Source organism: Nonlabens xylanidelens, assembly GCF_002934445.1.
GTDB lineage: Bacteria > Bacteroidota > Bacteroidia > Flavobacteriales > Flavobacteriaceae > Nonlabens > Nonlabens xylanidelens.
This window is the reverse complement of the sequence record NZ_PTJE01000001.1, coordinates 645,295-669,883: the sequence shown is the minus strand read 5'-3', so window position 1 is coordinate 669,883 and position 24,589 is coordinate 645,295. Positions and strand designations below refer to the sequence as shown.

Here is a 24,589-nt window from a genome sequence, read left to right as displayed (position 1 = left end):
TGTGGACTCCTTTTATTCTTTCCACTTTAAAGTTTCCATCATTTTAATCATGTCTTTTTTCACATAATCTACCGCTGGTAAAATGGAGTCATAATTAGGCTGTGTATAGAAATATAAAGACGCTGTAAGAAAGTGTTTTGTACTGTCTGTCACATAGAATTGCGCATTAGAAGCCGCATTACCTTCTATCTCGTACATCATACCATAGGTCTTATTCATCTTATTAACAAATGGGTAATCACCTATTACATCTGCTTTTTGATTATGGTCATAAGACAGTTTCTGACCATCAATAAGTAGTTTTCTCAAATTATCTTGTACCGGTCTATAATTTAAATACACGGTAGCGTCCATACCTGGATATTCTATTTTCATAGAACAATCTGTTTTAGCCAGTATTCTAGCATATTCATTTACCTCAAAAGAAAACGGACAGTTCAAATTGTTAGACTGCACGTAGTCACCTTCAGGAAAATCTAGTGCGAGCTGTGCACTAGGTTTAGGCAACACTTCCTTATCGTTACAGCTAGAGACTGTGATAATAAGAGTTAGTACAAGTAGTATTCTTAAGCTAGCGTACATTTGATTTGTTTAATGCGTTTATTATCCATCACCTCTATTAAAAAGGTAATATTATGAAAAGTTATTTTATCTAATTTTCTAGGAAAATGACCTGTTTGTTCTAATATAAAACCAGCCAGAGTTTCTGACTCACCTTTACTACCATCAAAGATTGCAGCGTCTTCTTCTTCTAGATCTAGAACTCTATAAAAATCTTTTAATTGCGTTTTTCCTTCAAAAACATAATTCTTATCGTCTAGCTTTGAATAGACTAGATCTTCCTCGTCAAACTCGTCACTGATGTCCCCTACTATCTCTTCAATAATGTCTTCTAGAGATATTAAACCACTAGTCCCACCATATTCATCTACTACTATAGCTATATGCTTTTTCTTCTCTTGAAATTCTTGTAATAAATCGTCTAGCTTTTTATTCTCAGGCACAAAATAGACTTCTCTAAGCAGTTTAGTCCATTCATAATTCTTACGCTCTATATAAGGAAGTAAATCTTTTACATAAAGAACACCTGTAATATGATCTATACTTTCTTTATAACATGGTATACGTGAATATCCATGTTCAATTACTTGTGGTATAATATCTTTAAAAGGCAAAGTGTCATCTAGAGCAAAAACATCTGTACGGTTGCGCATCACGTTCTTAGTATGCGTGTTACCGAAACTCACAATACCTTGTAACAGTTGCTGCTCTTCGTCTGTAGTATCGTTCTCATCTGTCAGTTCTAGAGCCTGTGATAATTGAGATATGGTAATATTAGATTTCTTACTACCTAGACGGTCCTGAATCAACAAGGTCACGTATCGCATAGGCAAACTGATAAAACTGAATATTTTATCTAGAATATTAAGCGGTATAGCCATGAAACTGGCAAAACCTTTAGGATTGCGATTTGCATATACTTTAGGAAAAATCTCACCGAATAGCAATATCAAAAAGGTAATAACCACTACCTCAAGAACAAACCTAATGTCTAGGTCAAATTGAAAACCAAAATCTACAGCAACAGGCTCAATATTTGCAAACCACGATTCACTAAGAATACCAAATATTAAAACCGACGTTATATTGATCGCATTATTTGCTATCAATATGGTAGCCAGCAGTTTCTTAGGCCTATCTAATAGTTTCTTTACTATACTACGTCTAGGAAAATCTTCATTTTCATCATCTAACTCTGTGCTAGATAGCGTGAAAAAAGCTACTTCGGCACCGCTTATAAGTGCGCTACCTATTAATAGCAATATAAAAACGGCTAGATATATGAATTGATCTCCACTAGAAATCATTGAAACATTAAGTAAAAGCGCTGGGTCAGGATCCAATTAGTATGAATTAATTCTTTTAAATTAAAATGGTAAATCGTCATCGTCGCTAGCACTACTATCACTAGCTACAGGCTGGCTGTAAGTATTACTAGATGGTGATTGCGGCTGTTGTGGCGCTGCAGTCTGAGGTTGCTGCTGTGTTTGAGGACGAGCAGGAGCACTTTGTTGTGGTCTACTAGGTGCAGCAGCTTCATTTTTAGGTGTTAAGAAAGTAAATTCTTGCACTTGAATTTCGGTCGTGTAGCGTTGCTGTCCATCTTCTCCAGTCCACTGACGGTTTTTAATGCGCCCTTCTACATATACCTTATCTCCTTTCTTCAAGTATTTCTCACATACTTCGGCAGCTTTATTACGTACAACACAATTGTGCCATTCTGTATTTGAAACACGCTCACCAGTACTACGGTTTACATATTCTTCATTTGTAGCCAGTGGGAATCTACCTATGCAATTTCCACCTTCAAAGTACTTCATCTTCACTTCGTCTCCCGTGTGACCTATAAGTATCACTTTATTTACTGTCCCTGCCATAATTAGTCTGTATTGAATTTATAAATATATTGTCTTGTATGGTTGTTTAAAAAAGTTGTCAAAGATATGGAAAAACGCCCACGTCGTGAGATTGTTAGCCCATGTAAATTACAAAATTGTTTTATTTCAATTGCCAAAAATCTTTCATAAAACGCTCCATCAATACATGTACAGGTCTTTCTTGAGCCTCTTCAATAGTAATAGCACCGTTTATCTCATCTTCTACCTCCACAATCCAGAAATAGGCATGTATCTTTCTGTGAGATAATTTATGGATAATAGGCTCTTGGTTGTATACGCTTTCGCGAAAGCGAGACCCACCAACAACATCTTTAAACACTTCATGCTCTGTTAACTCTACTGGCAACAGTCCGCCACTAGCATCTATATAAGGAAACTCAAATAACCCAGCCCATATACTACTGTTATCGCGCTGATTAAATAGAAGTTTTTTGGACGGCGTCTGTATAACTATATAATGATGGAAAAGGCTCTTAACCTTAGTCTTCTTAATCTTTACTGGTAACTCTGCAATTCTACCTTCATTAAATGCGACACAATCTTTTTGAAAAGGACAGGTGTCACAATCAGGATTTTTGGGCATGCACTGCATCGCACCAAATTCCATTATCGCCTGATTATGCGTAGCAGGGTCTTTCTTATTAAGCAATTTACTAGCTAATTCCTTAAATTCTCTAACACCAGCCGGCACATTAATAGGTGTTGCGATACCATATATACGTGACAGGACACGATACACATTACCGTCCACGACAGCAACCGCTTCATTAAAGGCAAAGCTAGCAATCGCCGCTGCGGTATAATCACCTACTCCTTTTAAAGTAAGCAGTTCTTTATAAGTATTAGGAAATTTAAGATCATTATCGACTATTTGCACAGCGGCAGCTTGTAAATTTGTAGCGCGGGAATAATAGCCTAATCCCTGCCATAATTTAAGCACATCATCTTGGGGTGCAGCGGCTAGTTCTTGAACTGTAGGGTAGTTTTTAACAAAACTTTTATAGTAAGGTAACCCTTGTTTAACGCGAGTTTGCTGTAATATGACCTCACTAAGCCAAATAAAATATGGGTTTTGAGTATCGCGCCACGGCAGCTCTCTCTTGTTAACTACATACCAATCAATAAGTTGCCTAGAAAAGTCCATAAAAAGCGTTAAATTGCAGCCTGCAATATATATCTTCTTAAATTTTAATTGATTAGAGATTTCATATTTACTTTTTTAGGGTATATTTGCGCCCTGTTTAATAAACCCTAATTAAATTAAAATTTAAAAATGACTAAAGCAGATATCGTATCTAAGATTTCAGACAAACTGGGAATGGAGAAGACTGATGTACAGGCAACTGTTGAGTCTTTCATGAATGAGGTGAAGGATTCTCTTGAAACTGGAGAGAACGTATATTTACGTGGTTTTGGTAGCTTTATTGTAAAAACTAGAGCTGAAAAGACTGGACGTAACATTTCTAAGAACACAACAATTAAAATTCCTGCTCACAATATACCTGCTTTTAAACCAGCTAAGGTTTTTGTAGACGGAGTAAAATCAAACGTAAAAGTTAAGTAAAAAAATAAGAGATATGCCAAGCGGTAAAAAAAGAAAGAGACATAAGGTAGCAACGCACAAACGTAAAAAACGTAGACGTGCTAATCGTCACAAGAAGAAAAAGTAGTCTCAGACTACTTTTTTTTTATTTTTAAGAGTTCTTTGAAATAGGGTTGCAACTGACAACTCGTTGATTATACAAGTAGTAACAAACTTGTATTAAAAACATATAAACATACTTTACTTGCTACTAATCGTTAGTACATGTAAGGTTATAAACATTACAGGAATTATGGATAAAGAAATTATTATCCGTTCCAGTGCTACAAAAATCGATTATGCTCTTACCAAAAATGGAAGACTAGTCGAATTACACAAAGATGAAGAAGAAAATAAGTTTGCGGTAAGTGATATATTCATTGCGAAATCACGCAAGGTACTTTCTGGTCTTAACGCTACATTTGTAGACGTAGGCTATGAAAAAGATGGTTTTTTACACTATCACGACCTAGGTGTTAAATACCTTACCCAACTTAAATTTACCAAACAAGTTTTAAGTGGTAGACGTAAAAATTTTACGCTTAAGGACATAAAATTTGAAAAAGATTTAGAAAAGCACGGTGCAATTGAAAATGCAATCACACCTACACAACCTATTCTTGTTCAAGTAGTTAAAGAACCTATTTCTACCAAAGGACCTCGCCTAAGTGCAGAGCTTTCTTTACCAGGTAGGTATGTTGTTCTAGTTCCTTTTTCTGATCGCATCTCTATATCTCAAAAGATAGAAGATAAAGAAGAAAAAAGCCGTTTAAAAAGACTTGTAAAAAGCATTAAACCTGAAGGATTTGGCGTCATAGTACGTACAGTCGCAAAAGGTAAACTCGTAGCAGATCTGGACCAAGATTTACAAAATCTTGTAGCAAAATGGGAAACCATGTGTAGCAAAATACACAAGGCACAATTCCCTACTAAGGTTATGACTGAAGTAAGTCGTACCAATTCCCTTATGAGAGATGTTTTTAATGACACATACACTTCTATAGTCGTAGATGACCAAGAGGTTTTTGAAGAAATTAAAAACTATTTAAAAACTATTGCCCCACATAAAGAGTCTATCGTAAAATACCACAATCCGAGAACATCTGTTTTTGAGAAATTTGGTATAGAACGTCAGATCAAAACATCATTTGGCCGTACAGTATCAATGAGCAAAGGTGCATACCTTGTTATAGAGCATACTGAGGCTATGCATGTTATAGATGTAAACTCTGGGAATAGATCTAATAAAGCAGACAGTCAGGAAGACACTGCACTAGAAACCAACATGATATCTGCAACTGAGATTGCACGCCAGTTAAGGCTTAGAGACATGGGTGGTATTATAGTCGTAGATTTTATCGACATGCGTAAAGCAGAGAATCGCAAGAAACTCTATGAACACATGAGAGATGAAATGTCAGAAGACCGCGCAAAACACAAGATCCTTCCACCTAGTAAATTTGGTCTTATCCAGATTACTAGACAGCGTGTAAGACAAGAAGTAAATATTAAAACTCGTGAGGAAAATCCTGATGGAAATGGAAAGGAAATACAAGCTCCTATTCTAGTCATACAGGAAATTACCGAAACATTAGAACGACACCTTAAAGCTGGCGTAAAAAAGATAACGCTCAATGCGCATCCTTTTATCGCTGCTTTTATAACAAAAGGATATCCTTCTATACGATCTAAATGGTTTATGAACCATAAAAAATGGGTCAAGGTAGTACCTAGAGATGCCTATACTTATCTAGAATATAAATTTAAAGATAAGGACGGTAAAGAACTTAAATAATTATAAACGCCTACAGGTTTAGACTTGTAGGCGTTTTTTTTGTGGGTTATTTTTAGGGTCTCGCTTTCGCTAAAGAGAGTTAATAACAAGCTTTATTAACAAATCACACACCAGTAACGACAGAAAACAGTTATGCAAAACTCCTAAACACATGATTATTCACTAAAAGATGGTGGTTATTCAAGCTTTTTACAGATCTTATTATAATCATTAAGAAAAGTACTTAATTCCACAATCCAATAATTAACTGTAGAATTAAAGGTTGAATGACATTAAAAAAAGGTTGAGCGTCTATTTCTCAATATTTTCTAAAATTATTCCTTACCACATTAATTACCGAGTACCTTTGCAAAAAATTTGAGTACTATGCAAGCTAAAACACCTTCACAATCATTTACTACCGTTACTGATATGGTATTACCTAGTGAGACTAATCCGCTTAATAATCTTTTTGGTGGTGAATTACTAGCTCGTATGGATCGCGCGGCGAGTATTGCTGCCAGACGTCATTCTAGACGTATAGTAGTAACAGCTTCTGTAAATAATGTAGGTTTTAATAGAATGGTGCCATTGGGAAGTGTTGTAACCATAGAAGCACAAGTAACAAGAGCTTTTAAGACCTCTATGGAGGTTTATATGGACGTTTGGGTAGAAGATCGTGAAAGCGGTGAGCGTACTAAGGCAAATGAGGCCATTTACTCCTTTGTCGCTGTAGATGACACTGGAAGACCTATCGCAGTTGCACCTATAAGTCCAGAAAGCGAACTTGAAAAGCAACGTTATGATGCAGCTTTAAGACGTAAGCAATTAAGTCTTGTTCTTGCTGGAAAAATGAAAGCAAAAGACGCGACAGAATTAAAAGCACTATTTGCTGAATAAAGTATACAAACTACCAGCATTAAAAAACCGCTATATACCTAATCATAGGTAAATAGCGGTTTTTTATGTTTAACCAAGACTTGCTCGTTACAAAAAAAGTGAAAAATCAAAAAGTCAACCTCATTAATCCTAAATCCTGAATCTCTTTCTAGGCAAGGAGTTTTAAACTCATGTGTCGTTGTGAAAAAACACAATTACAACTTATCATATCGCCTTTGATGCGCAATCTGCTAGAATCGCTATCAATCTATAACTTTTGTAATTTCCAATAAGAGTGAAAAATCAAAAATCTGATATCCTTGATCTCAAATCGTTAATCAAAATAGTTCCTTGCTTTAAAAATATTTGTCAAGTTCAAAATAGGTTTCGACTATCGCTCAACCAAGCATCGTTTTGTGAAAAATCAAAAATCTAATATCGTTAATCATTTTCTCGCAATCCACTGTGCAGGGTCTACGGTATCATTATCCTGCATGAGGACAAATTTAAGTTCTGTTTCTCCAGAATTAGAGGTAAAAATTTCTCCTATGATATCTTTTGTATTTACCATATCTCCTTTTTCGACACTTACAGACTTGAGATTATCATATATAGAAGTGTAGTTACCATGTCTTATGTGTACCGCGAGTATACCATATTTACTTTTTGTAATACGTATCACTTCGCCTTCAAAAATAGCACGCACTTTTGCACCGCCAGGACTTTGTAATCTAATTCCATTTGAATCAATGGTAAGCGATCTTACTACTGGGTGTGGTTGCGTACCATAACGTCTAGAAACAAAACCTTCTTCTACCGGCCATGGTAATTTGCCTTTATTACTTTTAAAATTATTAGCTAGAATTTTTGCTTCAGGTGTTAAGAAGAATTTATTTGCTACGGCACCTGTTTTACCTTTATTAGATGCTTTAATATCGGCTGCAATAAGTGCTTTAAGTTCTCGGTCTATTTTGTTGCGCTCTTTTGCTTTTACCTTTATATCTGCGGCATACTTCTTCTCGTTTTCTTTAACCACCGCAAGCAGGTTCTCTTGTTCTACTTTATCAATTTTAAGTGCTGCCCTTTGCTTTTTATTGAGTGCTAGAACTTTATTCTTTTCTTTTTTCTCTTCTTCTAGCGCTACATTTTTTGCTGCAATAGCGTCGGATTTTATCGTTATTTCTTCTGCTTGTTTCTTACGGTAGTCTGCATAGGATTTTAAATATTGTACTCTTTTATAAGCCTGTAAAAAATCTTCAGAACTCAATAAAAACATCAGTCTACTTTGATCATTTTGTGATTTATATGACTTCACAATCATCTCTGCATACTCTGCTTTTAGAGCTTTTACCTCTGTATTTAATTTTTTAATCTCAGCAGCATTAGCTTTAATATTCCTTGTCAGATTATTTGCTTGCTTATTAGTAATATTAATAATCTCTTGAGTACGTAATATCTTTTTATCAATGGTCTCTACCAGCAGCACCATTGTTTTTTCTTCTTTACGCACGTTTTTGAGCAACCTATCAAATTGATTGATCTCTCTTTGAATTTCTGCTTTACGTTGTTCTAGAGCTGCTTTTTCTGATTGCGCTTTCGCGAAAACGAAACACAACAAAAACAATATCGATAAGTAAAAGTGCTTTTTCATCTACAATTTAAACTCACTGTAACCAGATGGCATGCTGAAAGGAAACGTCATCGATTGATTAAACTCTACATTTTTAAACTCCATCTCTACCTTAGAAACTCGGTCGCGCTGGTTAGCATCTATCTTTACTTCAGTTGGGATTATTCTTCCATCTACCACTTGATACTCGGTATAATTAACTTTTAAGAAGCTATTTTCTGACGGCTTAGCAATAGATTGCTCAGAAACCTTAAAGTCAGACGGACGCAGGCTGAAAAGCTTAGTCACGATGCCTTCTTGTTTAAACTGATACTCGTTATCTACAATTTTAAAATCTTTATTATCCAGAGGCTCTACTGCCTGACCTAATAACAAATCTTCTAACTGTTCAAAGGTGATTTCTTCTCCTAAAAAATCACTTATAAGGCTAAAATCGCCATCAAAAGATCTTCTATGGAGCTTTTCATAAAATTGCACACGGTCTGGAGTTATGTAGACCTTTGCACCTGTAAAACCTAGTACGGTCACACTCATCCATATTTTTTTACCTTTTTCCATGCGCAAATTAACCGTAAATGACCTCGTGTTTTTTGAGTTATCATAACTCATAGAAAGACGGGCTTTCATGGTTTCAAAATCAGTTCGGGCAGCGTTGTGAGACTTCACTACTTTAGATCTTTTTGCAGCAGCGGTAGCATCATTTGCAGCGCGTTGTGTACCACCACAACTGGCTAGTAATATAAAAAGGACTATGGATGCGTATTTTAAGTATCTCATTATTAATTTTTAGACAGCGTCTTTACTTTAGAACGCATTTTTGCGGCTTTAGTTGTATCACCTTTTTGATCATAACTTATCGCTAGTTGTTGATAGATATCACTTTCTAACTTAGGCTCATCGAGTAAAAAACTCAATCCAGATTCTAGCTGATCTATCGCCTTATCTGGTTCATTTAATTTATTATGTGCAACACCATTTAACAAATAGAGCAATGCCTGCGCAGGAAAAACGTCCAGCGCCTCCTCAGTAATCTCTACTGTTTTATTATAATCTTTTATATCGATACTTAAGAGCGCTATCTTTTTAATAAGGTCGTAATTCTTATTATCGATATCCAGTCCTTTTTGATAAAAAGCTATAGAATTACCTACGTCTTTTCTTTTAAGGTAATAATCACCCAGTGCATTAAATGCTTTTACATCTTCTACCTGGTCTGCAAAATCATTTATCGCGTTATCAATATCATTATCTTCTACGTCTGTAGCGTCAGACTGTATAAAATCGTTCAGTACATTTATTTTAGTCTCTGTATCAAACTGTGTAGATTCAAAAACCTTTTGCATGCTCCTGATTCCTTTGCGTGTTTTACCAGCTTCTAGATAGATTTTATAAAGGGCAAGTTGCGCTTTATCACTTTTAGGCAAATTTTTATCCAGCTCCTCAGCTATTTCTTGAACCTTATCTGTATTATTCTTTTTACTGTAGAGGTAAATGAGATTGATATAAGATTTTTCGTCTTTGGGATTTGCAGCGATGGCAGCCTCTAGATCTTCAATATTACCATCTCTAGCTTCATTTGCTCCTAGTCTTGCTTGCACCTGCCTTTTAACCAGTATGCGACGGTCGTCCTCTCCTAGACGTTTATCTAGTTTTTCTATAATCGCTAGCGCTTCTTCATTTTTATTTGCTCTCAAGTATTGAAATGGCAGCAGCTCCTCATAATTTTCATTAATTCTTGCCAATTTCTCAAGTACGGTTAATGATTTTTCATATTCCGTTTGTTTGTTATAAACATCATATAAAGTTTCTAATAACCATTCTGATTCTCCAGATAGTTCTATGGCACGAGTGATTTTCTGTTCCGCTTTCGCGAAAGCGTTACTCATCAAATAGTTCTTACCCATTTCAAACTGAACCACTCCAGTATCTGGCTGTATTTTTTCGCAAGCCTCTAGAAATAAGATAGCCTTATCGTGATTACCGATAGCCTTTGCAGAAAGTGCGTTGAAAAAATTATCCTTAAAACCGTCAGAGACATCACCTAGATCATCCACATTCACATCGTCTGAAGTTACTTCTTCTTGAGCAACAATAAGGTTACTTAAGAAAAATAGAGCTATAAACGAGAGAATGTGAAGTGACTTGATCATAAGTTGTTGTTTTCAATAATTATTCCATAGTAGAATAATCACCGATGCTTATTTTAGTAAAATTAGCATCGTATTTTACGTGACTACCTATCATAGCCTCGTCTAATGTAGCATTTTTAATACTAGAGTTTTTCTGTATCAGTGAGTTAGTAATGGTACAGTTATCTATGACTGTTCCTGCGCCTATAGAAACGTGCGGTCCTACGGTACTATGTTTAAGAACTACACTGCTATCGATAACGCAGGGTTGTATGATAGTTGAGTTTTCTAGAGTAGGTTGCGAGTTGATTTCTTCACTTCCATCTTTTTCCATAAAGGTCATGATGCGCTGGTTGGTCTCTATGGCAACATTCTTGTTACCGCAGTCCATCCACTCGTCTACTGTACCTGTTTTAAAAATATTTCCAGCAGCCATCATTCTTTTTATACCATCGTTGATCTGGTACTCGCCACCGTTAATGATCTCGTTATCGATCACAAATTGCAGTTCTTTTTTAAGGTTTTCTATTTCTTTAAAGTAATAGATACCTATAACTGCCTGGTCGCTTACAAATTGTTCTGGTTTTTCTACCAGCTCTACAATTTCTTCTTGGTCGTTTAATTTCACAACACCATAAGCTTCTGGGCGGTCTACTTGCTTGGTCCATATAACAGCGTCTGCTGCAGGATCAAGTTCAAAACTTGCTCTTATTAACGTGTCTGCATAAGCAACTACTGCCGGACCAGAAAGAGAAGGCTCTGCACACATAATAGCATGACCAGTCCCAAGAGGTTCTAACTGACGGTAAATACTAGCTTTGGCACCTAGACCTTCAGCAAGTTTTTCTAAACTTTTTACCACTTCTTCTCCAAAGAAAGCTGGATCACCTAGAATAAAAGCGATCTCTTCAACTGGTTCTGAAAGTATGCGTGCTATATCCTTAACTAGTCTATGTACAATAGGCTGGTTTGCAATAGGGATTAATGGTTTAGGAACGGTAAGTGAATGTGGTCTAAGTCGTGAGCCACGACCTGCCATAGGTACGATTATTTTCATAGGCGTTATTCCTATTCAGGTAGGAATTTATATATTATTGAGATGGAACTGAATTTTTCTACCTCTTGATTAGTTGATTTTATACTAGAAAAATCTTTGAAATGCTAAGGTAAAAATTTAGAAGAACTTATAAATTAAATTATACGTGCTATTTTCAAACATTACCAGTATTTATGATTCTTAAGATCTCCTATTTTACTTTTAAATTGAGGCTCATATGGAGCATAAAAATCGTGGTCTATGAGTTTTAAATCCTTGTCAAATAGCACATAACGAGGAATTGATTTTATCTCAATAAAATCTAAAAACTCTTTATTTACATCTGATTTTCTTTTTGCAAAATAAGTCACGTCATGACCTAAATCTAAAGTCATTTCTTTCCATTTATACCAATTTTCAAGCTTGTCGGTGCTCACATTAATAATAGTCAAACTCTTAGGTAAAGACATCTTTTCTAGCATTTTCATATTACTTATACAAGGCGCACACCAGGTTGCCCAAAGATCTATCATATAATATTTAGATGGGTGATTTTTAATCACATCTTTTATAAGAATAGTAGTACTATCAACATCTTGCAATTCAAATTTGCTTAAAAGAGATTTGAATTTCTTCTTATCCATAGGAGTGATTAATCGTTCAATCTGTTTACTATTTTCTTTGTAATAATCAGTGGTGCGCAGCCATTCCTTAGCATCTAAATATTTATCTGCTCTTTTATAATCTGAAAAACTTAAGAATTTAACTAAACCATGAGTGAGGTTATCTCGATATTCCTGTGTGTAGAAGGGATTATTCAAACTATCAAAAGGGATGTTTTCAATTTCATTTCTTAAATAAATAAAAACAACTCCACTTCCATCTGAATATGGCATGTACAGAAACTCATTCTTAATTATAGAATCGATAGTAGTGCTTTGAAAATCTAGTTTTTGCAAAACAGAATAATATCCGTATTTATTGAGTGCTTTGTGAGCTTTAAAACGCTCTTCGTCAATCTGACTAAATTCGTCCGCTACATTAAACGTGTTGCTAGAGTATTGAAAATCATACAAATTCTTGATACTATCTAAGGATTTCATGAATTTTGAATCGTCACCTTTCCACTTAAAAACTGCGACTTGTAAACTATCGTAAGCTTCAACCATACGAGTTACATCTGGCGCCATATCTTCTTGTGTAAGAGATAGTTTATCGTCTTTATAGACTAAACTAAGAACAGAAGTAGTATCACTGATCAAAATTGAAGTACTCGGTCTATCAAATTTACTGCTACCAAACATTCTCATACCATGCTTGATTAATTGATTTTTATGCGGATTTAAAATTGTAGTCTCAAAAACACTGTCTTGATCTGTTTTATTTATATGCTCAATAATGAAGTGCTGGGAATATTTATCCACCATATTCAAAATCACAGAACTTTCTGCTGGAAGCTCAACTGTTATAGTAAGGCTATCTTTTTTCGAACTATCAATAAGGCTATCTAGTGCAACTTCCGGTATCGATAATTCTTTATTCTTATTATCAGGCTTACAGCTCGATAGTAAAACACAAAAAACAAAAGCTAGGAAAATAGAAAATTTACACATGATTGGTTTATAAATGATTACAGCTATTTACATCAATAATTGCGCCTTGCAAATGACAATTTAAAAGATAAGGTCGTATAAATTTCCTTCAATTAACTACTCTCCTACAGTAACCTCATACTTCTTCAAGTATTGATCCCAAATAGAAAGCATATCGTTTTCTTTGAGATTATTATAAACTACCTGAATAACATGTTCTGCATCTCTTGCATATGGGCTATTCACCTCATTATATTTAACAAAGGCATTTAGAATATTATCAAGAGCCTTTTCAAATTCTTTTGTTTCTATATAAACTCGTGAAATACCATAATAACCTTCAGCATCGTTGGGAAATACTCTAATGTAGTCTTGATATGCTAGAATTGCTTCTTGTAATTTACCGTCCATAAGAAAAGCTATAGGCTTATTCATAAGCGGCACCGCTCCTGTAGGGTCTAATTCTATAGACTTATCATAAGCCTCTACCGCTTTTTTAAACTGACCATCTTTTCTATAAGAAAGTCCAAGATTATCCCAGGCAAAAGCAAAATTCTTATCTTTTCTTACCGCTTTTTTGTAAGATTTGATGGCATTTTTGTAATCTTCTTTTACATAAAAATCCATTCCTTGCTCATAAAACTCAACAGCTTTTTTCTTTTCAGATATGGAAACTTCTGACTCTACTTCATCGCTAGACATCAATAATTTCATTTTGGGACATCTTTCTAGCAAGGCGCTTTGAACTTCTCTTTTATACTTATCCCGATCAATTATTATATCATTTGTAATAGTAGAATCTTTACCAATACCTAAGGTGTTTTTAATACCTTCTGTCATTTGAAAAGTATTAGATGCGGTTTCAATACAATCGTTAATAGAGTTATATCTTTTCTTTTTTGCTGCATCTAGCTTTATATCAACTAAACATTCACAAGCATCTGCTGCAATAACCTCTATTGCTGGATCTACTTCTTCTTCAGTTTCTTGAGCATATGATATCATTCCCAGAGAAATGAAGAGAATAAAAAATATCTGATTGTTTTTCATAAATATGATTATTAAATTTTCAAAGAGATTCCTGCTTGCGCAAGAATTAGAGCTTACTTCAATCCAGTACTCCCAAAACCGCCTTCTCCGCGTTCTGTAGAGGTTAATTCTTCTACTTTTTGCCAGTCTGCACGTTCATGTTTTGCAATAACTAGTTGTGCAATACGCTCTCCATTTTCTACGGTGAACGACTCGCTAGATAAATTTACAAGAATCACACCTATCTCGCCACGATAATCTGCATCGATAGTTCCTGGCGCATTAAGGACAGTGACTCCTTTTTTTGCTGCTAGACCACTTCTAGGTCTTACTTGCGCCTCAGTCCCTATAGGTAATTCAATAAATAATCCTGTTTTTATGATCGCTCTTTCTAGTGGTTGCAATGTCACTGCTGTTTCTAAATTTGCTCTTAAATCCATTCCTGCACTTGCTTCAGTTTCATAATGAGGTAAAGCGTGCGATGATTTATTTATAATCTTGATGGTCATTTTCTTCTGAGGATTTTATTGATAATTTCTTTTTCGCGCAAGCAAACTACTCCTAATATAATAAGAGTCATTAATACTCCTACTAGGTACGTTTGCCATGTTTCTATACCTAATTCACTTCTTACATAGTAAAAGAAAACTAATGATAATGAGATAGAAAGGCATAAATATAGCAGAATATTTTTGAGATCGTAAGGAACAGCGAGGTGTTTTCTACCTATCAAGTAAGAAACCACCATCATTAATCCATAAGCTGCACAAGTAGCATAAGCACTTGCCATATATCCTATATGCGGAATAAGCAGAACGTTTACTACAATAGTAAGAATCGCTGCTGTAATCGAAATGTAAGCTCCATACCTAGTTTTATCCTGAATTTTATACCACACCGATAGCGTTTGATAGACACCTGAGAAGAAATAAGCAATTAAGATCAATGGCACTACTTCCATGGCTGTTTCAAAACCTTTGTCCACTATAAATGGACGTATAAAATCTACCAGAACTACATAGGCAACTAGAGCTACCGATCCTAGGGCTACAAATGCCTTAGTTATCAAAGCATATTGTTGTGTCGCATTTTTATCGCCAGACTGACTAAAAAAGAATGGCTCTACTCCTAACCTAAACGCTTGTGCATATAAGGTCATTCCTACTGCAAGTCGGTAACCTGCGGTGTAAACACCTACTATACCTTCGGCCTCTTCTTCATTTACAGGTAGTAGTTTTTGTAATAAAATTTTATCTACTGTTTCATTAATAGCAAAAGCAAAACCTGCTAATAAAATAGGCCAACCGTAAGAAAGCATCGTTTTCCACAGTTTCTTATCAAATTCCCATTTTGAGAAATAAGGTTTAATTACAATTAAAAATGTCACAACACTAGCAGAGAGAAAAGCTATAAAGAATAGTTCAATTTTATCTGTAGGTAAAACGTTTTGAATTGCTGGGAAATCCTTTAAAACAGTAAAGAAAAGTAAAGTCATCCCTACTGAAATCACCACGTTAAACAACTTTATTAACGCATAATTTGTAGACTTTCCTTGAGCACGCATATAAGCAAACGGAATCACCATTAAAGTGTCAAAAACAATTACAGCTATCACCCATTTCCAATATTGAGCAGAGAGCTCTGTCACTGCCGCAATTTGATCCATAAATAAATAAGCCGCACCTCCAAAAACTAATGTCGTTACTAATAAAGAAATAAGAGCAGTACTCAATGTCTTTGCCTTAGTAGACGCGTCGTTATAAAATCTAAAAAACGCTGTTTCCATACCATAAGTCAGGATAACATTTGCAAAAATAATATAGGAGAATATTATTGAAACCTCACCAAATTCTACTTTACCTGGCAAATACTCTGTAAGTAACTTAGTAAGTAAAACAGTAAGCAATCGTGGTAAAACCGTCGCCAGACCGTAAATAAAAGTATTCTTAAAAAGGTTTTTTATGGAACTCAAAAACGTAGATTATTTGAATTTCAAAGGTAGGATTATTTTCCAAAGGGCAGAATTAATTCTATCCTTTGAAAAATATAAATAGTCCTTATAAAATTACCCAGCACAAACGACATCATGACTATGCACATGTCGTTTATTGCAGTTAGTTCCACTATAGTCTGTATAACCACCTGGCCATGTGATGCTCCCTTTGGTCATTTGAGCAAGTTTGATATAATCGTCAGTTACGTAATCACATATAATGATATGTACCGGTCTTTTAATCTGACTAGCAAGCGAAATATCTCTTATGCCGCTAGAGTCTGCTATGAGGACAAAATCCTTCTGTCCGTTGCACAATTCCTGACTGGCAAGAACCGCCTCAATATCATTTTCTGGACCGTCGCCTCCATTTCCATTATCTACTGCAGTAGCTACAGTCTTTAAAAATGCATCGATATCAGAATGATCTGGATGGTATATACCACCTGTAGCACCTATAATCTTTGCACCAGAGTTTGCATTGCGGTTTCTATCATCTCCATCATTAAACAACACCATGTTATGTATTAATTGTTTGTCCTTATTTACATGGTGCCATCTCACCACCTGTCCTACATAACTATACATACTACCAGTCCAGTCCACAATGACTGACATGTCTTGCCATTCTGGATGTGCATTAAATGCATCAAAAACAACCGTACTATTAGAAGTACTTGTCCCACCTATATGATGTTCTGTCTTAGCTTTGGCACTTTTTACGTAGTGTGTTTTTCCAGATTTATCTTTTACCTCTATCATTTCCTCAGATACATCGGCATTGATGTAGCCTCTTAATTCCTTTGCGATTTGTTCTCCTTGCGCTTTCGCGAAAGCGGAACTTAAAACAAGAACCGCAACTATAACTAGATTTTTCATAATTTAAATATTTTGATAAACCTATAAAAAGAAAGGACTCACACATAGTTACAATGAGTGAGTCCTTTATATGAATGAGTGAAAGATATATGTCTTCGTTTTAATTCCTGTTACCTTGAGGTGGCGCACTAGGATAAGCTATAGTTTCTTTTTGAATCATCTTATCTAGTTTCACATAAATCGTTTTCCCATTTTTTAAGAAAGCAACAATTGCCTGATCATTATTTAATTGAAACGATAAGTTCTCTAAAGATGGAGACTCGTTACCATATTCCTTTTTAGGATCTAGAGACATTTCTTTATCTCGCTGTGGAGAATCAAAACGAGTTACCAACATTTTTTTATTGTTAGAGGTAAAACTGGCAATTTTTTTCTCCATACCACGGAAGTAAATCGCTAGAAACTGATTTCCTTCTAGTATCGATGCAGGAAAATAGAGCGATACACCACTGCTAGATCCTGGCGCACCACCTGACCAAGATTGATAATAAGGTTCTAGCCCTGTTTGAAAATCTGATGGAGTCATGGTTTCATTTATTTTTTGAGAACTGCAAGAGCTCAAAACAATCGCTATACATATAATAAGGTATTTCATAATAATAAGAATTTAATAAAATCAGGAGTTGCAATCAAACATTTTTTTTTACAAGCTATTCAATATTTTTGCAGCAGCAATTATATCTTCATCTTTCTTTGCAAAACAAAAACGTAATATTTTAGGGTCTGCACCATTCATAAAAACAGAGATAGGAATACTTGCAATTTTATGTTCTATAGTAAGTCTTCTTGCAAAATCAAAATCACCTTCATCAGTTATCGCGCTATAATCTAGCAATTGGAAATAAGAACCTTGCGCAGGTTTAAAGGTGAATTTACTTTCCTGAATCAAGTTAAGGAATAGACCTCGCTTACGTTGATAAAACTTACCTAAATCTAGATAACGTTCTGGTTTTTGAAGATAATGAGCCATTGCATCTTGCACAGGATGACTCACACAAAAAACCATGTATTGATGTATTTTATAAAACTCTTCCATGAGATGTCGTGGCGCGAGGCAATATCCCATTTTCCATCCCGTAACATGAAAAGTCTTACCAAAACTACCAGTTATAAAACTGCGTTCTAGCAAACCTCGGTATCTCGCAGCACTACGGTGCTGTATACCGTCATAAATAATATGTTCATAAACTTCATCACTGAGAAGAACTAGATTATTTGTTACTACTATCTCTTCTAAAATCAACATATCTTGATGACTTAACACATTACCACTAGGATTATGTGGCGTGTTGATCATGATCATCTTTGTACGTGACGTTATTTTATCTTTTACTTCCTGCCAGTCTATGGTAAAGTCTGGTAAAGTCATTGGGATACTTATCGTTTTACCACCAGCTAGTTGAATAGCCGGTTCATAACAATCATAAGCAGGAGTGAAAATTATCACTTCATCACCTGGATGGACCACTGTCTGTATGGCGCAATAAATAGCTTGTGTAGCACCTGCAGTCAGGCATATTTCATTTTCTGGATTGTAAAACGCTTTATGCTGTTGCTGTGTCATATTAGAAATAGCAGCTCGCAAAGAAAGCAATCCTGCCATAGGTGCATACTGGTTCTTGTCTTCTTGTATAGCTTTAATATGCAAGTCCTTTAATATAGGATCTACAGAAAAATTAGGAAAACCTTGAGCAAGGTTAATAGCGCCGTGTTCTTGCGACAGCCTACTCATTATAGTAAAGATGGAGTCTGTAACGTTGGGAAGTTTTGAAATCATGAAGGTAAATTACAACATAGTATTATAAAACCGGAATAAATAAGTGGTATAAAACTAATCCAAATAGTCCGCAGGACAGATTCTTTTTACAATACCATCAAATCAAAATTAAAAAAGTTTCCATTTAACTATCATTATCCTTAAATTCATGTTAATAAATTCACCTTTGTTAATTATAATACCTTTTAAGATTGTTTTTACTAGTTAAAAAACATCATAGAATAAATCAAAAAACGCTTAACTACGTGTATATCTACACATTATAACTATTTCAAAAATGATATAAGCATACGAAATCGATGAAATGCATTTTTAATTAAAATTAAACCAATAACGACACAATAAAAACATCTAGAATCTAAACAATTGATTATCAGTTGATTAATGATTGAAATCAAGTTTAAAAACATCGTTGTAATGCAATAATATCGGTTTTAATTAAAAAATTACAAACCTAAATAGCGATATTTAACTGATAAGCCTGATATTTATACATGTAAACGAATAAACCGAAAATTATGAAAAATATTTACTTCTTACGTACCGTACTTTTAATGTGCTTTGTATCTGTTCTTATTTCTTGTGAAAAGGACGAATTAACTAACGAAGATTTATATGTAGATCCTGCCGGAGGTACTATCTCTTCTTTCATTAAATCTCAAAACAACCTTACTACGCTAGCAACAGCATTAGAACAAGTGAACCTTTTAGGATCGCTAGATGAAGAGGGCACTTCTTACGTTTTCTTGCCAGACAACAATGCCTTTGATGAATTCCTACAAGAAAACGATTATCAATCAATTGAAGAAATACCTAATAGCTACTTAAAACAAATATTACTTAATCATGTAATGAATAGTGATGTAGATATTAAATCACACAGCATTGCTCCAGAATTAATCATCACAACCAAAGCAACTCAGTTATTTAACAGCGATATTAATATTGCTGCAGTAGTACAACACCAAGGCAATACCACAACATTAAATGGGGTAGATGTAATGAATGAAACACTGTCATTTTCTAATGGTAGCGCAACTATAGTAAATAACATTATAGAGCCTTCTACTTTACAATCATTAATCACAACTTGCGAATCTTTCAATATCATGAACGACATTATCTCTCAGAGTTCATCTAGTGAAGAAATCATAGCTTTATGTAATCAAAAAGTTTTAAGAAGTTCTGACACACCTTTTACAGTGTTTTTACCAAGACTAGATGTACTTACAGCTGCGCTTGTATTAGATGCTGACTCTAATAACGCACCAGTTGGCGATAGATTAGGAGACTTTATCAACTCTCACATATCTGTAACAGGAAGTCACTACATAGGACAGTTGCAAGATAATCAAGAAGTAGCAACTAGATTAGCTACTGCAACGACTAACGTAAATACTAATGGTAGCGTTTCTTTGACAATAAATAACGGTTTTCTACCTCACACTGTTAACCTAATAGGAGATCAAGAAGCTATAATTCATGTAGCAAACGGTACTGTTCAAAAAATAGCAGGTTCTCTATACACTAGATAATATTAGATTACACTTATCTAAATTCGGTTTATTAAAAAGCTCCTGTACAAAACTGTACAGGAGCTTTTTACTTTTACAATTCTTAAAAACATTAAATTACTAGCATTTAACTAGACCACAACCCAACAACACTACTTGCGAGTTACCGTTGTAACTCAATTAAATTCTTAATCAACAATACACATCTAAATCAACACCAAAAATCATCATGAAATACGTTGATTAGGATGATTTAAGACCATTACAACTCGCTAGAATAAACGCTACTAGAACATAACAAAGTAATTATACAGGTGTTTAAACACCATGTTACAATATCTACAGACAGTAAGATATTAATGGATGCTATAAAAACCGATGATCAAACTAAATAGATGGATCAAAAAAAAGGCTCAAGAACAGAAAGTTCTTGAGCCTTTTTATAATTATATAGCCGTAATTACAACCCTGAATCTATCCTAATGTTTCTGCCTTAAGATACTCACGATTCATTCTAGCAATGTTTTCTAATTTAATTCCTTTAGGACACTCGATCATACATGCTCCAGTATTCGTACAGTTACCAAAACCTTCCATATCCATCTGACGTACCATGTTCATAACACGATCAGTAGCCTCTACCTCACCTTGTGGTAATAAAGCATATTGAGATACTTTTGCACTAGTAAACAACATAGCACTTGCATTTTTACATGCTGCAACACACGCTCCACAACCTATACAAGTTGCTGAGTGGAATGCCTCATCTGCCTTTGCTTTTTCTACAGGAATAGAGTTAGCATCTTGTGTATTACCAGACGTATTCACAGATACATAAGCACCAGCTTGCTGTATTCTATCAAAAGAAGAACGATCAACAATTAAATCCTTAATTACTGGAAAACCAGCCGCTCTCCATGGCTCGATAGTAATGGTGTCACCATCATTAAATTTTCTCATGTGTAGCTGACATGTTGTTGTCAACCTTTGTGGACCGTGAGGCTGTCCATTAATCATCATAGAACAAGCTCCACAAATTCCCTCACGACAGTCGTGATCAAATTCTACAGGCTCTTCTCCTTTATTAATTAATCCTTCATTAACGATATCCATCATTTCAAGAAAAGACATATCTCCATCTACACCATCGATAGGGTAAGTGATCATGTTTCCTTTAGCTTCAGAATTAGCTTGACGCCATATTTTTAAAGTAAGTTTCATACTTCTATGTATTTAGTTTGTTCCGCTTTCGCGAAAGCGAGACAATTAAAATTCTATTATTTATAACTACGAGTTTTCAATTCCACATTTTCAAAGACTAGGCCTTCTTTGTGTAATTTAGCATCGCGAGGATTCTCGTTATATTCCCATGCGCTTACATAAGCAAAGTTTACATCATCACGTAATGCTTCACCTTCTTCAGTCTGGTACTCTTCTCTAAAGTGACCACCACAACTCTCGTTTCTATCAAGAGCATCCTTTGCAAACAGCTCACCTAATTCAAGGAAATCTGCTACGCGGCCTGCTTTTTCTAGTTCTTGATTCTTAGTATCTGCGCTTCCAGGAACTTTTACGTTTTTCCAGAAATCTGCTCTAAGTTCAGCTATTTCATTCATTGCAGACTTAAGGTCAGCCTCATTACGAGACATACCACACTTGTTCCACATGATTAAACCTAACTTTTTGTGATAATAGTCTACAGAATGTACACCAGCACCATTCATCAATTTCTCGATGCGTGCACGGGTATCCTTTTCTGCTTGATCAAACTCTGCTGTTTCAGTAGAAATAGCTCCAGTTCTAATCTCGTTTGCAAGATAATCACCTATAGTATATGGTAATACGAAGTAACCATCTGCTAGACCTTGCATCAATGCACTTGCTCCTAAACGGTTTGCACCGTGATCAGAGAAGTTAGCCTCACCAGCTGCAAAACAACCTGGCACTGTAGTCTGTAAGTTATAATCTACCCAAAGTCCACCCATCGTGTAGTGTACTGCCGGATATATTTTCATAGGCATCTCATACGGATTCTCATCTGTAATGTTGCGGTACATATCAAATAGGTTACCATACTTATTCTCAATTACCTTTTTACCTAATGCAATAATTTCTGCCTCACTAGCATCTTTATGACCACTAGTTAATGCTTCTATTTTACCATATCTTAAGAAAGATGCAGCAAAATCAAGATAAACTGCCTGACCTGTTTTATTCACACCATAACCTGCGTCACAACGCTCTTTTGCCGCACGAGATGCAACATCACGAGGTACAAGGTTACCAAATGCAGGATATCTTCTTTCTAGATAATAATCTCTATCTTCTTCTTTAAGATCTACACCTTTAAGTCTTCCTTCTTGTATAGCCTTAGCATCTTCTATGTTTTTAGGAACCCAGATACGACCATCGTTACGTAAAGACTCTGACATTAATGTCAGTTTAGACTGGTGTTCACCACTTACAGGAATACAAGTAGGGTGAATCTGAGTATAACAAGGGTTTGCAAAGTGTGCACCACGACGGTGTGTTCTCCACGCTGCCATTACATTACTACCCATTGCATTTGTAGAAAGGAAAAATACATTTCCATAACCACCAGAAGCAATTACTACCGCATGCGCTCCATGTCTTTCTATCTCACCAGTAACTAAGTTACGAGCAATAATTCCACGAGCTTTACCATCTACCTTTACAAGATCTAACATCTCATGACGGTTAAATGGAGTTACTTTACCACGGTTAATCTGTCTGTTTAAAGCAGAATATGCTCCTAACAATAACTGTTGTCCCGTTTGTCCAGCTGCATAAAATGTTCTGGAAACTAATACACCACCGAAAGAACGGTTATCTAATAGTCCACCATATTCACGTGCAAAAGGAACTCCTTGCGCCACACACTGGTCGATAATATTTCCAGAAACCTCTGCTAGTCTGTGTACGTTTGCTTCACGAGATCTATAATCACCACCTTTAATAGTATCATAGAATAAACGGAAATTTGAATCTCCATCACCTTGATAATTCTTTGCAGCGTTAATACCACCTTGTGCAGCAATAGAGTGCGCACGACGTGGTGAATCGTTATAACAAAATGTCTTTACATTATATCCTAGCTCTGCTAGAGTTGCAGCCGCAGCTCCACCTGCTAGTCCAGTTCCTACAACGATAACATCTATGTTACGTTTATTTGCAGGGTTAACTAGGTTAATATGATTTTTATGATTTACCCACTTTTCAGCAAGTGGTCCTTTAGGTACTTTAGAATCTAATACTGACATAACTTCTTATTAGGAGTGAGAAAAATGGTGAAACAATGCGATAAAGATAAATCCAGCAGGAATTATCACAGACCATGCATAAGTGAACTTTCTTAATCCATCACCTTTATTAATAGCCTTTGCTCCCATAGACTGGAACGAACTATTAAATCCGTGCCATAAGTGCATTGCAAGAAGAACGTTTGCAATCACGTAGATGATTGTTCTCCAGAATGGCGCAAATTTATGAACCAACTCTTCATAATATCTAGTAGGATCTTCTGGATTTGCACTGATATACTTGTAACCTATCTCTTCTGCCCAGAAATCGTACATGTGCAATCCTAAAAATGCAAGTACAACTAGTCCAGTAATGATCATGTTACGAGATACCCATTGAGAGTTTGCGTTACCTGAAAACTTTGCATACTTAATAGGACGAGCACTTCTGTTCTTAAGTTCTAACACGATACCCATTATAAAGTGAACTATAAGTCCAATTATCAAGATAGGCTGTGCAATAAACTGTACCATAGGATTGTACCCCATAAAATGAGAAATCTCATTAAAGGTATCTGGTGCAAAGACAGATGTGATGTTGATGACAAAGTGTTGTGTAAGGAAGACAACAAGGAATAATCCTGAAAGTGCCATTACCCACTTTCTGGCAAGCGATGATTTTACTAATGCGCTCATGTGTAATTTTTTAGTTTGACGCAAAGATAACTTTCCGATCCATCAATTTCAATCGTAATAGCCAAAAGCCGTTTAACTTTGTCTTATTTGGATTGAATCTTAATAGCTCTCTAGCCTCAATGCACACAATTAGTAGGATGTTTCTTATTTTCCTTTCATAAAAATGGTTAATTAAATGTTGTTGTTTTGTTTCGCTTTCGCGAAAGCGGAATTAAAACTAATACTAAATCAAAAACCGAATCAAGATCAAAATAAAAAAGTAAATTACATTAAAAGGTAATTTTATAAATTACGGTCAGTAATTATCTAATAAACAATATATCGATTACTATAATAATCCTGAGTATTCTCTTAAATTGC

The 24,589-nt window shown here is 35.3% G+C and carries 22 protein-coding genes; 4 read left to right on the top strand and 18 right to left on the bottom strand.

Annotated features, from left to right (window positions below):
- Nucleotides 1-12: 12 nt before the first annotated feature.
- The 4 genes from gldD to mutY form a co-directional block, all read right to left on the bottom strand.
- The gene (gene gldD, locus LY01_RS02990; protein ID WP_104514316.1) at nt 13-582 is read right to left on the bottom strand and encodes a gliding motility lipoprotein GldD; all 570 of its coding nucleotides are present in this window, start codon (nt 580-582) and stop codon (nt 13-15) included.
- Nucleotides 567-1,904 carry a gliding motility-associated protein GldE gene (locus tag LY01_RS02985; protein WP_245890614.1) on the bottom strand — a complete coding sequence of 446 codons (1,338 nt, stop codon included), beginning with the start codon at nt 1,902-1,904 and terminating at the stop codon, nt 567-569. Before LY01_RS02985 ends, gldD begins: the two co-directional genes overlap by 16 nt.
- A gap of 24 nt (nt 1,905-1,928) precedes the next feature.
- Nucleotides 1,929-2,438 (bottom strand): single-stranded DNA-binding protein, encoded by a 510-nt coding sequence (locus tag LY01_RS02980; protein ID WP_104514315.1) that lies wholly within the window; start codon nt 2,436-2,438, stop codon nt 1,929-1,931.
- Nucleotides 2,439-2,559: 121 nt separating this feature from the next.
- Complete coding sequence (gene mutY, locus LY01_RS02975) at nt 2,560-3,603, bottom strand: A/G-specific adenine glycosylase (protein WP_104514314.1); 1,044 nt, start codon at nt 3,601-3,603, stop codon at nt 2,560-2,562.
- Between the two features lie 129 nt (nt 3,604-3,732).
- Here mutY and LY01_RS02970 point away from each other — a divergent pair, with 129 nt between their 5' ends.
- The 3 genes from LY01_RS02970 to LY01_RS02960 all read left to right on the top strand — a co-directional run bounded on the left by LY01_RS02970 (nt 3,733) and on the right by LY01_RS02960 (nt 6,715).
- Nucleotides 3,733-4,023, top strand: a complete 291-nt coding sequence (locus LY01_RS02970; protein WP_104514313.1) for an HU family DNA-binding protein — start codon at nt 3,733-3,735, stop codon at nt 4,021-4,023.
- A 271-nt stretch (nt 4,024-4,294) separates the two neighbouring features.
- Nucleotides 4,295-5,836, top strand: a complete 1,542-nt coding sequence (locus LY01_RS02965; RefSeq protein ID WP_104514312.1) for an Rne/Rng family ribonuclease — start codon at nt 4,295-4,297, stop codon at nt 5,834-5,836.
- Between the two features lie 366 nt (nt 5,837-6,202).
- Nucleotides 6,203-6,715, top strand: coding sequence for an acyl-CoA thioesterase (locus LY01_RS02960; RefSeq protein WP_104514311.1), 513 nt, complete (start codon nt 6,203-6,205; stop codon nt 6,713-6,715).
- 424 nt (nt 6,716-7,139) lie between these two features.
- Here LY01_RS02960 and LY01_RS02955 read toward each other — a convergent pair whose 3' ends face one another.
- The 11 genes from LY01_RS02955 to LY01_RS02905 all read right to left on the bottom strand — a co-directional run bounded on the left by LY01_RS02955 (nt 7,140) and on the right by LY01_RS02905 (nt 18,759).
- On the bottom strand, nt 7,140-8,345 hold the full coding sequence (locus tag LY01_RS02955) for a murein hydrolase activator EnvC family protein (RefSeq protein WP_104514310.1): 1,206 nt from the start codon (nt 8,343-8,345) through the stop codon (nt 7,140-7,142).
- Nucleotides 8,346-9,101 (bottom strand): DUF4292 domain-containing protein, encoded by a 756-nt coding sequence (locus LY01_RS02950; RefSeq protein ID WP_104514309.1) that lies wholly within the window; start codon nt 9,099-9,101, stop codon nt 8,346-8,348. It lies immediately after the preceding gene.
- Nucleotides 9,102-9,103: 2 nt separating this feature from the next.
- Complete coding sequence (locus LY01_RS02945) at nt 9,104-10,474, bottom strand: tetratricopeptide repeat protein (RefSeq protein ID WP_104514308.1); 1,371 nt, start codon at nt 10,472-10,474, stop codon at nt 9,104-9,106.
- Nucleotides 10,475-10,493: 19 nt separating this feature from the next.
- Nucleotides 10,494-11,510, bottom strand: coding sequence for a sugar phosphate nucleotidyltransferase (locus LY01_RS02940; protein ID WP_104514307.1), 1,017 nt, complete (start codon nt 11,508-11,510; stop codon nt 10,494-10,496).
- A 161-nt stretch (nt 11,511-11,671) separates the two neighbouring features.
- Nucleotides 11,672-13,102 carry a TlpA family protein disulfide reductase gene (locus LY01_RS02935; protein WP_104514306.1) on the bottom strand — a complete coding sequence of 477 codons (1,431 nt, stop codon included), beginning with the start codon at nt 13,100-13,102 and terminating at the stop codon, nt 11,672-11,674.
- A 96-nt stretch (nt 13,103-13,198) separates the two neighbouring features.
- Complete coding sequence (locus LY01_RS02930; protein ID WP_104514305.1) at nt 13,199-14,131, bottom strand: tetratricopeptide repeat protein; 933 nt, start codon at nt 14,129-14,131, stop codon at nt 13,199-13,201.
- Between the two features lie 53 nt (nt 14,132-14,184).
- Nucleotides 14,185-14,619, bottom strand: a complete 435-nt coding sequence (gene dut / locus LY01_RS02925) for a dUTP diphosphatase (protein ID WP_104514304.1) — start codon at nt 14,617-14,619, stop codon at nt 14,185-14,187.
- Nucleotides 14,616-16,082 carry a lipopolysaccharide biosynthesis protein gene (locus tag LY01_RS02920; protein ID WP_104514303.1) on the bottom strand — a complete coding sequence of 489 codons (1,467 nt, stop codon included), beginning with the start codon at nt 16,080-16,082 and terminating at the stop codon, nt 14,616-14,618. The genes dut and LY01_RS02920 overlap by 4 nt, the downstream gene beginning before the upstream one ends.
- Before the next feature lie 93 nt (nt 16,083-16,175).
- Nucleotides 16,176-16,982, bottom strand: coding sequence for a hypothetical protein (locus LY01_RS02915; RefSeq protein ID WP_104514302.1), 807 nt, complete (start codon nt 16,980-16,982; stop codon nt 16,176-16,178).
- Between the two features lie 100 nt (nt 16,983-17,082).
- Nucleotides 17,083-17,577, bottom strand: a complete 495-nt coding sequence (locus LY01_RS02910) for a hypothetical protein (RefSeq protein WP_146080364.1) — start codon at nt 17,575-17,577, stop codon at nt 17,083-17,085.
- A 48-nt stretch (nt 17,578-17,625) separates the two neighbouring features.
- Complete coding sequence (locus LY01_RS02905; RefSeq protein WP_104514300.1) at nt 17,626-18,759, bottom strand: methionine aminotransferase; 1,134 nt, start codon at nt 18,757-18,759, stop codon at nt 17,626-17,628.
- Nucleotides 18,760-19,277: 518 nt separating this feature from the next.
- Between LY01_RS02905 and LY01_RS02900 the strand changes: the two genes are divergently transcribed.
- Nucleotides 19,278-20,294, top strand: a complete 1,017-nt coding sequence (locus LY01_RS02900) for a fasciclin domain-containing protein (protein WP_104514299.1) — start codon at nt 19,278-19,280, stop codon at nt 20,292-20,294.
- Nucleotides 20,295-20,747: 453 nt separating this feature from the next.
- Here the strand turns inward: LY01_RS02900 and LY01_RS02895 are convergent, their stop codons facing one another.
- The 3 genes from LY01_RS02895 to LY01_RS02885 are packed head-to-tail and all read right to left on the bottom strand — an operon-like array spanning nt 20,748 to nt 24,229.
- Nucleotides 20,748-21,494, bottom strand: coding sequence for a succinate dehydrogenase/fumarate reductase iron-sulfur subunit (locus LY01_RS02895; protein WP_104514298.1), 747 nt, complete (start codon nt 21,492-21,494; stop codon nt 20,748-20,750).
- A gap of 56 nt (nt 21,495-21,550) precedes the next feature.
- Nucleotides 21,551-23,554 carry a fumarate reductase/succinate dehydrogenase flavoprotein subunit gene (locus LY01_RS02890; RefSeq protein WP_104514297.1) on the bottom strand — a complete coding sequence of 668 codons (2,004 nt, stop codon included), beginning with the start codon at nt 23,552-23,554 and terminating at the stop codon, nt 21,551-21,553.
- A 9-nt stretch (nt 23,555-23,563) separates the two neighbouring features.
- Nucleotides 23,564-24,229 (bottom strand): succinate dehydrogenase cytochrome b subunit, encoded by a 666-nt coding sequence (locus tag LY01_RS02885; RefSeq protein WP_104514296.1) that lies wholly within the window; start codon nt 24,227-24,229, stop codon nt 23,564-23,566.
- Between the last annotated feature and the right edge of the window lie 360 nt (nt 24,230-24,589).